Below are 12192 nucleotides of genomic sequence, written 5' to 3' on the forward strand. Positions count from 1 at the left end.
GGCGGCGCCACCTTGAACACTTCGGCCAGTGTCGTCACGCCCGCCGCCACTTTCATGGCACCCGAAATGCGCAGCGGCTTCATGCCTTCGCGGTAGGCGAGGTCGCGGATCTTGGCCACGTCGGCGTTGTCGCTGATTGCCTGCTTCATGTCGGGCGAGAGCATCAGGATCTCGTAGATCCCGACGCGTCCCCGATAGCCGGTCATGCGGCAATCGAGACAGCCGACTGGATGATGGAAGTGCGAGGGGCGATTGGCTTTCCACGGCGCCACGAGGCGATCCCACATCGCCTCGTCCTCAGCCGTCGCCGGGGTGGATTTCTTGCAGCTCGGACAAAGTACGCGCACCAGGCGCTGCGCCATCACGCCGAGCACCGTTGCGCCGATCAGGTAGGACGGCACGCCAAGGTCGAGCATGCGCGTCACCGCCGCCGGCGCGTCGTTGGTGTGCAGCGTCGACAGCACGAGGTGGCCGGTCAACGCCGCCTGGATCGTTACTTCGGCCGTTTCCAGGTCGCGGATTTCGCCGACCATGATGATGTCCGGGTCCTGCCGCATCAGCGCGCGCACGCCTTCGGCGAAGTCGAGATCGATCGCCTTCTGCACCTGCATCTGGTTGAAGGCCGGTTCGACCATTTCGATCGGGTCTTCGATCGTGCACACATTGACCGCCGGCGTCGCCAGCTGCTTCAAGGTCGAATACAGCGTCGTCGTCTTGCCCGAACCGGTCGGACCGGTGACGAGAATGATGCCGTTCGGGCTGCCCGACATCCCCTTCCAGCGCGACTCGTCCTCGACGCTGAAACCGAGGTCGGTGAAATTACGAACGAGTACTTCCGGATCGAAAATCCGCATCACGAGCTTTTCGCCGAAGGCCGTCGGCAGCGTCGAAAGGCGCAGCTCGGCTTCCAGCCCGTCGGCCGTGCGCGTCTTGATGCGCCCGTCCTGCGGCCGGCGTTTCTCGACCAAATCCATGCGGCCGAGGATCTTGATGCGGCTGACCATGGCCGCCATCACGCTCATCGGAATCTGGTACACCTGATGCAGTACGCCGTCGATACGAAAGCGCACGATGCCGAGTTCGCGGCGCGGTTCGATGTGGATGTCGCTGGCGCGCTGCTCGAAGGCGTATTGCCATAGCCAGTCGACGATGTTGACGATGTGCTGGTCGTTGGCGTCGAACTGGCGATTAGTACGCCCAAGTTCGACGAGTTGCTCGAAGGACGACAGCCCGGCGCTCTGTCCGCCGAGCTGTGCCGCCTTCTTGACCGAACGCGCGAGGTTGTAGAACTCGACGAGATAGCGCGCCACATCGCTCGGGCTGGCGATCACGCGGCGAATGCGCTTCTTGATGATGCCGCCGATCTCATTTTCCCAGTCGCGCAGGAAGGGTTCGGTCGTCGCGACGACGAGTTCGCTGGCATTCACCTGCACCGGCAGGATGCCGAAACGTGTCGCGTAGGCGCTCGACATGACGTCGGTTACTGCCGTGAAGTCGATCTTCAGCGGATCGATGTGGTAGTACTCGAGGCCGATGCGCGCCGCCAGCCACTCGCCGACATCGTCGAGCAGCAAGGGACGATGCGGCGGCAAGAGCGACTTCCACTTCTGCTCGCCGATAAGAACCAATGGATGGACCAACTGCCGCCGCAGTCGACTTTCGGCAATCAGCGCATCGGCATCTGCCTTTTCGACGAGACCGTCGGCAACCATTAAACCAAGGAGCTCGGCGACCGTCAGGCGGTGCTCGGGAACGGTGCGCGCCGACAAGTCAGGCATAGCGGAAATCCCAATGGAGTGAGGCGGAAACTATACCCGACAAGCCCATGCGATCCAATGCTGCCCGACCGGCATTAACGCCGCTTTACCCTTCACGCGCCGGACGAACGACCGGGCGATGCAGTCGCAACACGGCGCGCAGAAGTGCGGCTACAATCCATCCGGTCGTGCAGTACCGAGCTTCACTGCGCTGTTTGCCGCCACGTCAATGCCGAAGACATTTTCACCCCGACTTTCCCCGAGCACACCATGAAATCCCCGCTTTTTGTTGCCGCACTGTCCGCCTGGTTCGTCGCCTTACCGGCACTTGCACAACTTGGCCCGGCCGGCGTCCCCGGCGCACCCGGACTCGCCGAAACAGATCCATCCGTCAAAACCGTAAAGCCGGCGCCGATTCAACCGGCAGCCACACCCAACCCGACCGTCACCGAGCCGAAGTCGCCACCGAAGCGGGCGAAAGTCGTCAAGAAGGCCAAACCACGAGCCAACTGCCAGGCGCAAGGGGGAAGAACCGATCAACGCTGCACAGCAAAACAGGGGCCCGGGGACCAATGCAGCGCCGCCTCGGATCGCACGCGTTGCGAGTTGCACGCGAAGGCCCGCGCGGTGTGCAAGGACAAGCAGGGTGATGCGCACCGCCAATGCCTGCGCGATACGCTGGCGCCGACGAAGTAATCGGTCAGCGCGTCGCGTCCCCGCCGATCCCGGCTGCCCGCCAGCGATTTACCTTCTCGGCGAAGGCCAGCGTGTAGGCCGGACTGGTCGAGGGGAGCACACGGGTATCGTAGCCGTGCTCACGGAAGATGGTTTCGAAGCGACCGGAGGTCTGACCGTTGAAGAAAATGCGCCGCAAGCACGGCACCTGAAATTCCAGGCGGGAAAAGTCGTTGGCTTCGGCAAGCCGGATCGCCGAGTCGAGCGCGCCTTCGCGCACGCAGGAGCGATAAACGTCCCACACGCCGATGCGATGCTGCAATAGGAATCGCTGCTTTTCGGCGTAGTCGAGTTCGATCAGCGGCGCGCCAAGCACCGCGGCCATCACGCGCCAGAACTGGTTCTGGCGGTGGGCGTAGTACTGCTGGGCAGCGAGCGAGGCCGGCGAGGGAAAGCTGCCGAGGATCAGCGTCTCGACTTCGGCATCGAGAATCGGCGGCAGGCCGAAAAGAAGTGCTGGATCAGGAGGCACGCAAAACCTGTTCACCACAACGACACGACGATCACAACGAAAGCAGTTCGTTTCTCGTCGTGATCGCCGTGCACGTTGTGGTCAAAAACGTCTTTACTTGCCCGACAGCGCCATCATCAGCTCGTTGATGCGCTTGACGAAGCCGGCCGGGTCGTCGAGCGTGCCGCCTTCGGCGAGCGTCGCCTGTTCGAGCAGCAGGTTGGCCCAGTCGTCGAAACGCGTTTCCTCGTACTTCAGTCGCTGCACGGCCGGGTGCTTCGGGTTGATCTCGAGGATCGGCTTCATCTCTGGAGCCTTCTGGCCGGCCGCTTTGAGAATCCGCGCGAGATTACCGCCCATGTCGTGTTCGTCGGCGACGATGCACGACGGCGAATCGGTCAGGCGGTGCGTGACGCGTACTTCCTTGACCTTCTCGCCAAGCGAGGTCTTGATCTTCTCGAGCAGCTCCTTGTATTCGTCGGCGGCCTGTTCGGCTTCCTTCTTCTCCGCCTCGTCTTCCAACTTGCCGAGATCGAGGCCGCCCTTGGCGACGGACTGCAGCTGCTTGCCTTCGAACTCGGTCAGGTGGCCGGTGACCCACTCGTCAACGCGGTCGGAGAGCAGCACCACTTCGATACCCTTCTTGCGGAAAATTTCGAGGTGCGGGCTGTTCTTGGCGGCGGTGAAGGTCTCTGCGGTGACGTAGTAGATCTTCTCCTGGCCTTCCTTCATGCGGCTGACGTAGTCGGCCAGGGAAACGGTTTCATCGGGCGTGTCGTTGTGCGTCGAGGCGAAGCGCAGCAGCTTGGCGATGCGCTCCTTGTTGGCGAAGTCTTCGCCGATGCCTTCCTTGAACACGCGGCCGAACTCAGTCCAGAACCTGGCGAATTTCTCCTTCTCGGCAGCCTCTTCGTTGTCAGCCAGACCTTCGAGCATCGACAGCACCTTCTTGACGCAACCGCCACGAATCGTCTCGATGTCGCGCGATTCCTGCAGGATTTCACGCGAGACGTTGAGCGGCAGGTTATTCGAATCGACGACCCCGCGCACGAAACGCATGTAGAGCGGCATCAACTGCTCGGCGTCGTCCATGATGAAGACGCGGCGCACGTACAGCTTGATGCCGTGGCGAGCGTTGCGGTCCCACATGTCGAACGGCGCGCGCTGCGGGATGTAGAGCAGCTGCGTGTATTCCTGCTTGCCCTCGACCTTGGCATGCACGTAGGAAAGCGGCTCTTCGAAGTCATGCGCGACGTGCTTGTAGAACTCCTTGTACTGCTCGTCGGTGATTTCCGACTTCGGGCGCGCCCACAGCGCGGAGGCCTGATTGATCGTCTCGTCCTCGTCGGTCTCGACCTGTTCCTTCTTCTCCTCGTCCCACTTCTCGCCCTTCATCACGATCGGCAGCGTGATGTGGTCCGAATACTTGCGCACGATCTGTTTCAGTTTCCAGCTCGACAGGAAGTCGTCCTCGCCATCGCGCAGGTGCAGGATGACGTCGGTGCCGCGACCGGCCTTCTCAATCATCTCGACGGTGAATTCCCCCTCGCCCGCCGATTCCCACTTGACGGCCTGGTTGGCCTCGACACCGGCGCGGCGGGAAACGACGGTCACCTTGTCGGCAACGATGTAGGACGAGTAGAAGCCGACGCCGAACTGGCCGATCAGGTGCGCATCCTTGGCCTGGTCGCCGGTCAGCGCAGAGAAGAACTCGCGCGTGCCGGACTTGGCGATCGTGCCCAGATGCTCCACGGCTTCGTCACGGGTTAATCCGATGCCGTTGTCGGAGATCGTCAGCGTGCGCGCTTCCTTGTCGAAGGCGATGCGGATTTTCAGATCCACGTCATCGCCGAACAGGCCAGCATTGTTCAACGCCTCGAAGCGCAGCTTGTCGCAGGCGTCGGACGCGTTGGATACCAGCTCGCGCAGGAAGATTTCCTTGTTGCTGTACAGCGAGTGGATCATCAGGTGCAAGAGCTGCTTGACTTCGGTCTGGAAGCCCAGTGTTTCCTTGGTTGCGGACATGAAGTGACTCCGTGAAAAGCGTTGAACTGGATCGGAAAGAAAGACCGGCGCAGCATGGCTGCCCGGCATCGTCGGCACAAATGGGGGCGGCAACAGGCTTTTCAAGCCCTTGGCGGAAAGACGCGGCGCCCGGCCGTCACGGCTCGATGGCGATGTACTCGACGCTCAACACTTCGATCTCGCGCATTCCCGCCGGACTCTGGAAACGCACGATGTCTGCCTCGCGCGCCCTGGTCAGCGCGCGCGCCAGCGGCGACACCCAGCTGATGCGATTGCGCGAGAAATCGGTCTCGTCGATGCCGACGATCTGGTAGGTCTGCTCGTCGCCGTTCTCGTCGGCGATCGTCACCGTCGCGCCGAAAAAGACCTGATCGAGACTCTCCTGCCGCGCCGCCGGATCGACGACCTCGGCAAGATCGAGGCGCTTGGTCAGGAAACGGATACGCCGGTCGATCTCGCGCAAGCGCCGCTTCCCGTAGATGTAGTCGCCGTTTTCCGAGCGATCGCCGTTCGACGCCGCCCAATGCACGACTTCGACGATATGCGGCCGCTCGACGCGCAACAGGTGGTCGAGTTCATTCTTGATACGCGCATAGCCGCCGGGCGTGATGTAGTTGCGCGTCCCTTGCGGCAAGGCCGGCGACGGTTCGAGTTCGTCATCGTCGTCGCCGTCGTTCTCACGCGTAAAGGCTTTGTTCATGCGAATCAGTAGCTGATCGAATACGCCGGTACGTCGACGCGAACCATATCGCGACCTAGGGCCAGCGCTGCGCAGCGGGCAAACTTCGCGGCCCAGCTCTGCCCGTCGGCAAACCGCTGCTCACCCCCGGCGCGCGCAACGTCGAGGATCTTGTCGATGATCAGCACCTTGCCGACTGGATTGACCGGGTCCTTCTTCAACTCAGCAAACTCCCGGTCGAACCAGCGCCGCGCCTCCTCGGGTGACGTTTCCGCCAGTTCGACCTCCGACAACTTGTACTGGTACTCTCGGTCCTTGCCAAACACCACCGTCACGTAATAGAACATGCGCCCCCCCCAAACCGTATGCCAGAAATCACGATGCCGAACATTCTATGCCCGTCACTTGGTGAAATGGAGGGGCCCAAAACAACAAGGCCCCGTGAGGGGCTTCATCATTGGTGGCCTGGCGGTGGGGCGGCAACTCCCGCCAAACTCCACCAACTCAGTGCATTCTTACTTGCGAATGCTACCAAGAACATTCGCGGAAAGATGCCTGAACAGCCGGCAGTCTATCAAATGCGATGTGTTGTTGCATCAACAATCATGGCGCAGTTCGAATCCGAATCCCGCAGTCGAACCCAAACCCACATCGTTGCCGATGGCTAACTTGGCTTTGGAACGGAACAGCGCCTTCATGGACTCCCACCAACCCGTTCGGAGTCATGCACCGAAACCATCCATTTCAATCAAAGAAATCTTGCCACGCGCTGGGATGTCAGTGAGGCGACGTTAGAACGATGGCGCAGAGAAGGCATTGGTCCAAGGTTCCTTAAACTGCAGGGCCGAGTACTGTATCGATTGGTCGACATTGAGGCTTTCGAAGATTCATGTCTGTCGATTTCGACCAAGCGCCTCGCATCAGAGGTTACCTGAGTTCGTACCAAACTCCGTGTTGCCTACCAAGATCATGGCTTCTGCCATCCGGTGCCGGCACGCCAAGGATAGTCGTGGCTACCACCGGCAGCAATGGCTACCAGCACCGGCATTAGAAAATCGCGCAGATCGGCGACCACCGTAGCCAAGGGCATCGGATCCAGAGCATTTTTGCGCAGGAAGCCCTGCCACTGCTTGGCCTTCTGGGCGTCGCTAATGAACTCGTCGCTCAACCCGATGGGCAATCCTGTAGGGATGACTGTGCGCCGACGGTCAAAGGTTGCCGCAACCGCCCGCGACAATATCTGGCCATCAAAGTCTGAATGCTTGGCCAATATCCAGAGATCGAAATAATCCTTCATCCGGCTGTTCAGCATGCCCAATGAGGTCAGCGCCTCCAGCTTTTCGGCAACAACCGTGTAGCGGGGATAGACGTGCAGATGGGGTTCTGGCATCTCGCCGAGGATGACCGGGTAGTGAACCTCATCCGGGCCGGGCACAACCGCATCACCAAATCCGATGTCGATCTGCACCGGGCAGCGGGCACTGTCCAGCATCCCCTGCAACGTAACCCGGACGCCAGCATAGTTGGCTTCCTTGCGAATCTCGGCGGCCTTCACGGTATCAGGCTGGAACGCGATCCCGTCCTCGACCTCGATGCGACAGATATCCCGGAAGATCTCTTCGATGTGCGGGATCTCGGCAGAACCGAAACCAAGGAAATCTGCGTCATGGGTTGGCCGATGCGGCACGTCGAACCACAGGTCGAACAGCAATGCGCCCTTGAGTAGGAACTGGTCGCGCTGTTTCGAGATGCTCAAGCGGTAGAGCATGCGCTCCAGTGCGTAGCGCGTCAGCAGCAGGTTGTAGTCCAGCTTTTCGGCCCGAGCTTTATTGAGCAGCCGATCGCGGACGGATGCACTGATGTTGCGAGCACTCATGTCAGGCTATCCAGGTAGGGGCGCATCACGTTGGCCACGCGGCAGATCTTGGCGTAGCGCCAGATGTCGTCACTGGCCATCCGTTTCTCGTGCCAAGCCTCGCGCAGCGCCTCCAGGGCGACATCGAGGCCGATCTTGTTCCGGTACTTGAAGCAGTCGGCAACAGTCTTGGCCACGCCGGTGACACGGATGATCACGCCATCCACGACGTGTTCCTCCACGCCCTCAGTCAGTGCCGCGCCGGAGAAACGCACGACGCGTAGTGGCGGAAAGTCGAGTTTCGGCGCAAGGGCCTTGTTCTCGATGGCCAGCCATACCTCGAAGGGAGCCTGGGTGGTCAGGTCATGAAAACGCAGTGCCGAGAGCAGGCAGACCACGCCTTTGGGCACTCTGCGCGCCACCTCGGCCAGTGATCCGTGGGCCGAGACCTCGCGCCCGGGCACGCCATACAGCCCTCGCCCGACCCGCTCCAGTTGCCCGCGTCGGACGGCACGGGTCAGGGAAACCCGGGGAATTCCCAGCGGGGCTAGATCACAGGGGCGGATCAGCCCTTGGGATCGTGCGAGATCGATCAGCCTCTCGGCAGTAGTGTCCATGTCGGGCATAGTGTTGCATAACATCGGTAAATGTCAATAACTGCCGATGAATCGGAACTGGCGTACCCCCGCACGCCCACCCCGTCATCGGCATCAGAGATCGCACGAGATCGTAGCGAACGTCAGCGCAGGTCGTACCAGACCCCTCGGCCACTGCCATGTTGGTTCAATGTGCCGCGTTCCACCAAAGTACGGAAGTGCTGCTTGAGCGTATTACGACTGGCACCGGTCAGTTTGATGATCTCGCCAATGGTGGCGCGGCCATGCTCGCGGGCGAACTCGACGATCTGTAACTGCAGTTCGGGCATGGCTGCCAACACAATTTTCTCGCGCTCGACCTTCTTTTCCAGGCGGCGCATCTGCTCGGCCAAGGAACGTAGAAAGAACACTAACCACGGCTGCCAGTTCGGTGACTCCGTGCGGATCGTGCCTTGCGTCTGACGCAACGCCAGGTAGTAGGCTTCCTTGCTGTGTTCGATCACGCTTTCCAACGAACTGTACGGCACATAGGCGTACCCGGCCTGCAGCAGCATGAGCGTGGTCAGCGCCCGAGAGAGCCGCCCGTTGCCGTCCTGGAAAGGATGGATCTCCAAGAAAACGACAACGCACAGGGCAATGATCAGCAATGGATGCAGTCGGGCAGTCTCCCGCTCCTGGTTAACCCAGGCCACTAACTCTGTCATCAGGCGAGGGGTATCGAAAGGTGACGTGGTCTGGAACACGATACCGATCTGCGCGCCGGTTTCGTCGAAAGCGGCAACGCTGTTCGAATTGGTTTTGTAGTTGCCGCGATGCCAAGTGTCCTTCTCGCTATGGTGCAGCAGGATCTGATGCAACTGTTTGATGTGGTTCTCGGTGAACGGGATGTTCTGCCACGACGAGAACACCAAGTCCATCAGCTCAGCATATCCGGCCACTTCCTGCTCGTCACGGGTGGCAAAGGATTTGATCTCGAGGGTCGACAGAAGCTGTTCTACCTCCCGGTCGGACAGCTTGCTGCCCTCGATGCGGGTGGAGGAGCCGATGCTCTCAATGGTGGCCACACGGCGAAGGGCCGACAGGCGATCGGGCGCGAGCGTACCCAAGGCACGCCAAGCGCCCTTGAACTCGTCGATCCTGGCAATCAGACTCAGGATCTCTGGGGTGATCTGGATGGAGTCAGTTTTCAGCATGAACCAATACTACACCCATTTACACCCAATAAAGAAGAAAACCATTCTCACGCCCGATTACACCCATTTCATCGACTTATCCCGTAGTGTTGCGGAACATCGGGCGATTGACGTCTGACCCGATGGGTCGGAACGGGCGTGTAAGAACACGCCCACCCGGTAGCACCCTTCCCGGCCGAAGGCGGTCCGGTCACGCACGTTCCATTTCAATCTTTGAATGGAGTGCATCATGACCAAGCAATGCAAAGCCTGTGGGACCACGTTTCAGAATCACCCAAAAGTTCCGAATCAAACCTACTGCTCATCTCCCGAATGCCAACGCGAACGGCGTCGGCGTTGGTTGGAGGAAAAACGACAGGTCGACGCTGACTATCAAGGCAACGAACCGCAAAAAATCGAACAGTGGCGAAACGAACATCCGGACTACTGGAAGCAATATCGCCAGGCTAATCCGGACTACGCCAACCGCAACCGAAATCTACAGCAGACCCGCAATCAGCGGTCCAGAAATCCGATGATTGCAAATGAATACGAGTTGCCGGAGCTTTCCCCTTTGGCCTCCGGGCGTTATCGGCTCATTCCGGTCATTGCCGACGTGATTGCAAATGAATACGAGTTGATCGTTGAAATCACTGTCCTATCAATGCCTTGAGTGCTTGTCGACGTCTGATTGCAAATGAGGACGTGATGGGAAATGCCGCGCTGGACTGATAACTTCCAGCGCGTGCATTCTCAATCTATCGCGCAACCGTCCCTGACCCCATCAGGATCCTACATCCGATGAAGCGACATGAGGCCCGGCGATTGAGAGGCAGCTTTTCGTATGCAAAGGGGCGATCTCGGCAATGGAAGAACAAGAAAACACAGACGACGGAAGTCAAGCTTCGCTGTTCAAGGCTGCCCAGTATGTCCGGATGTCCACCGAGCACCAGCAATACTCGACGGAAAACCAGGGCGACAAAATCAAGGAATATGCGGCCCACCGTGGCATCGAGATCATCAAGACCTACACCGATGCTGGCAAGAGTGGTCTGCGCATCGATGGCCGCCAGGCACTACAACAGCTGATCAATGATGTGGAATCCGGTCAGGCCGATTTTCAGATCATTCTGGTCTACGACGTCAGCCGCTGGGGACGTTTCCAGGACGCCGACGAATCCGCGTACTACGAATACATTTGCCGTCGTGCCGGCATTCAGGTGGCTTACTGCGCCGAACAGTTCGAGAACGATGGCTCGCCTGTCTCCACCATCGTCAAAGGCGTCAAACGTGCCATGGCCGGCGAGTACAGCCGGGAATTGTCCGCCAAGGTTTTCGCCGGGCAATGTCGATTGATCGAGTTGGGGTATCGGCAAGGTGGGCCAGCCGGCTACGGCCTACGCCGCATCCTCGTGGACCAGAACGGATCAATCAAGAGCGAATTATCACGCGGCGAGCACAAGAGTTTGCAGACAGACCGCGTCATCCTGATGCCTGGCCCGGACGACGAAGTTCGCACCGTCAATCTGATCTACCAATGGTTTATCGATCACGGAATCTCGACCTCCGAGATCGCCAGCCGCCTGAACGCCATGAACGTAAAAACCGACCTGGGGCGCGACTGGACCCGTGCCACCGTTCAGGAAATCCTGACCAATGAGAAGTACATCGGCAACAACGTCTATAACCGGATCTCCTTCAAGCTCAAGAAAACCCGGGTCGAGAATCCCAGGGAGATGTGGATCAAGAAAGAAGCGGCCTTCGAGCCCATCGTTCAACCTGACTTGTTCTACACGGCGCAGGGCATTATCCGAGAACGAAATCGGCGCTACACCGACGAGGAATTGATCGAGCGGCTGCGTGCGCTCTACGAAAATCGCGGTCTCCTGTCGGGATTGATCATCGACGAGACCGAAAACATGCCATCGGCCGCTGTCTATATGAATCGCTTTGGCAGTCTGATACGGGCCTACCAGATGGTCGGCTTCACGCCCGACCGGGATTATCACTACCTGGAGGTCAATCGCCTCCTGCGCCGGGTGCATCCGGTCATCGTGGCAGATACGGAGGCGCAAATCAGCGAAATTGGCGGACTGGTCGTCCGCGATCCGGCGACCGATCTGCTGCGAGTCAATCAAGAGTTCAGCGTTTCAGTGGTCGTGGTTCGCTGCCACACCACCGAGGCTGGCGGACATCGGTGGAAGGTCCGTTTCGATACCAGCCTGCGGCCGGACATCACAGTGGCGGTGCGCCTGGATCATGCCAACCAAACCGCCCTCGACTACTACCTACTGCCGCAACTGGATTTCGGCCAACCACGCATCAGCTTGGCTGAACACAATGGGATCGAGTTCGAGAGTTACCGGTTCGACAGCATGGATTTCCTCTATGGCATGGCCGAACGCACACGAGTCAGGAGAGCAGCATGAAAAAAGAGCCCCCATCCAGCAACTTGCAAATGATTCCGATCGACAAGATTGAGGTGCTTAACTCGCGTGACCGCAATGGCAAAGTCTTCGCCGACATCGTGGGCAATATCAAAAATATCGGTCTGAAAAAACCCATCACCGTGACGCCGCGAACCGACGCCGATGGCAATGAGAAGTTCATGCTGATTTGCGGTGAAGGCCGGCTCAATGCCTTCAAATCACTGGGCGAAACCACGATTCCAGCGATGGTGGTCGATGTCAGTGATGAGGACGCTTTCATCATGAGCCTGGCAGAGAACATTGCTCGCCGCCAGGGACGTACCCTGGAACTGCTGGCAGGCATTGAAAAATTACGTGATCAAGGTTACTGTTGCCGGCTGCGCAAATCCGTAGAAATTTGGCGGCATAGAATGGCGGCTGAATTTGGCGTCGAGAGGTGCACGAAATTGGGGCCCATCGGGCCCCGTGTTTTGATGTCGCGGTTGTTCGCCTC

At 59.4% G+C, this 12192-nt stretch carries 12 protein-coding genes; 4 read left to right on the plus strand and 8 right to left on the minus strand.

Annotation, left to right across the window (positions count from 1 at the left end):
- Nucleotides 1-1778 (minus strand): GspE/PulE family protein (locus tag KBA32_RS13380; protein ID WP_294359712.1); only part of this gene is annotated, 1778 nt, incomplete at its 3' end.
- 249 nt (nucleotides 1779-2027) lie between these two features.
- On the opposite strand from KBA32_RS13380, the gene KBA32_RS13385 reads away from it, so the two are divergent.
- Nucleotides 2028-2453, plus strand: coding sequence for a hypothetical protein (locus tag KBA32_RS13385; protein WP_294359714.1), 426 nt, complete (start codon nucleotides 2028-2030; stop codon nucleotides 2451-2453).
- 4 nt (nucleotides 2454-2457) lie between these two features.
- Here the strand turns inward: KBA32_RS13385 and KBA32_RS13390 are convergent, their stop codons facing one another.
- From KBA32_RS13390 to KBA32_RS13420, 7 genes are all read right to left on the minus strand, one after another.
- Nucleotides 2458-2964 carry a DNA-deoxyinosine glycosylase gene (locus KBA32_RS13390; RefSeq protein WP_294359716.1) on the minus strand — a complete coding sequence of 169 codons (507 nt, stop codon included), beginning with the start codon at nucleotides 2962-2964 and terminating at the stop codon, nucleotides 2458-2460.
- A 93-nt stretch (nucleotides 2965-3057) separates the two neighbouring features.
- The gene (gene htpG / locus KBA32_RS13395) at nucleotides 3058-4968 is read right to left on the minus strand and encodes a molecular chaperone HtpG (protein ID WP_294359719.1); all 1911 of its coding nucleotides are present in this window, start codon (nucleotides 4966-4968) and stop codon (nucleotides 3058-3060) included.
- A 136-nt stretch (nucleotides 4969-5104) separates the two neighbouring features.
- Entirely contained in the window at nucleotides 5105-5668 is a 564-nt protein-coding gene (gene greB / locus KBA32_RS13400; protein ID WP_294359722.1) for a transcription elongation factor GreB, read from the minus strand.
- Nucleotides 5669-5673: 5 nt separating this feature from the next.
- On the minus strand, nucleotides 5674-5994 hold the full coding sequence (locus KBA32_RS13405; RefSeq protein ID WP_294359723.1) for a hypothetical protein: 321 nt from the start codon (nucleotides 5992-5994) through the stop codon (nucleotides 5674-5676).
- A 620-nt stretch (nucleotides 5995-6614) separates the two neighbouring features.
- Entirely contained in the window at nucleotides 6615-7523 is a 909-nt protein-coding gene (locus tag KBA32_RS13410) for a nucleotidyl transferase AbiEii/AbiGii toxin family protein (RefSeq protein WP_294359725.1), read from the minus strand.
- Entirely contained in the window at nucleotides 7520-8128 is a 609-nt protein-coding gene (locus tag KBA32_RS13415) for an AbiEi antitoxin N-terminal domain-containing protein (RefSeq protein ID WP_294359727.1), read from the minus strand. The genes KBA32_RS13410 and KBA32_RS13415 overlap by 4 nt, the downstream gene beginning before the upstream one ends.
- 113 nt (nucleotides 8129-8241) lie before the next feature.
- The gene (locus KBA32_RS13420) at nucleotides 8242-9291 is read right to left on the minus strand and encodes a DUF977 family protein (protein WP_294359729.1); all 1050 of its coding nucleotides are present in this window, start codon (nucleotides 9289-9291) and stop codon (nucleotides 8242-8244) included.
- A gap of 229 nt (nucleotides 9292-9520) precedes the next feature.
- Between KBA32_RS13420 and KBA32_RS13425 the strand changes: the two genes are divergently transcribed.
- The 3 genes from KBA32_RS13425 to KBA32_RS13435 all read left to right on the plus strand — a co-directional run.
- Nucleotides 9521-9943 carry a hypothetical protein gene (locus tag KBA32_RS13425; RefSeq protein ID WP_294359731.1) on the plus strand — a complete coding sequence of 141 codons (423 nt, stop codon included), beginning with the start codon at nucleotides 9521-9523 and terminating at the stop codon, nucleotides 9941-9943.
- A 193-nt stretch (nucleotides 9944-10136) separates the two neighbouring features.
- Nucleotides 10137-11699: a recombinase family protein gene (locus KBA32_RS13430; RefSeq protein ID WP_294359733.1), complete on the plus strand. Its 1563-nt coding sequence runs from the start codon at nucleotides 10137-10139 to the stop codon at nucleotides 11697-11699.
- A partial coding sequence (locus tag KBA32_RS13435; RefSeq protein ID WP_294359735.1) for a ParB N-terminal domain-containing protein occupies nucleotides 11696-12192 on the plus strand: 497 nt, incomplete at its 3' end. The genes KBA32_RS13430 and KBA32_RS13435, both read left to right, overlap by 4 nt.

It is taken from the genome of Propionivibrio sp. (assembly GCF_017995515.1).
In the GTDB taxonomy this organism is placed as follows: domain Bacteria; phylum Pseudomonadota; class Gammaproteobacteria; order Burkholderiales; family Rhodocyclaceae; genus Propionivibrio.

Coding starts and splice junctions, on each gene's coding strand:
- KBA32_RS13430 (WP_294359733.1), top strand. CDS start 10,137: ATGGAAGAACAAGAAAACACAGACGACGGAAGTCAAGCTTCGCTGTTC.
- KBA32_RS13385 (WP_294359714.1), top strand. CDS start 2,028: ATGAAATCCCCGCTTTTTGTTGCCGCACTGTCCGCCTGGTTCGTCGCC.
- KBA32_RS13415 (WP_294359727.1), bottom strand. CDS start 8,128: ATGCCCGACATGGACACTACTGCCGAGAGGCTGATCGATCTCGCACGA.
- greB (WP_294359722.1), bottom strand. CDS start 5,668: ATGAACAAAGCCTTTACGCGTGAGAACGACGGCGACGACGATGACGAA.
- KBA32_RS13425 (WP_294359731.1), top strand. CDS start 9,521: ATGACCAAGCAATGCAAAGCCTGTGGGACCACGTTTCAGAATCACCCA.
- htpG (WP_294359719.1), bottom strand. CDS start 4,968: ATGTCCGCAACCAAGGAAACACTGGGCTTCCAGACCGAAGTCAAGCAG.
- KBA32_RS13410 (WP_294359725.1), bottom strand. CDS start 7,523: ATGAGTGCTCGCAACATCAGTGCATCCGTCCGCGATCGGCTGCTCAAT.
- KBA32_RS13405 (WP_294359723.1), bottom strand. CDS start 5,994: ATGTTCTATTACGTGACGGTGGTGTTTGGCAAGGACCGAGAGTACCAG.
- KBA32_RS13420 (WP_294359729.1), bottom strand. CDS start 9,291: ATGCTGAAAACTGACTCCATCCAGATCACCCCAGAGATCCTGAGTCTG.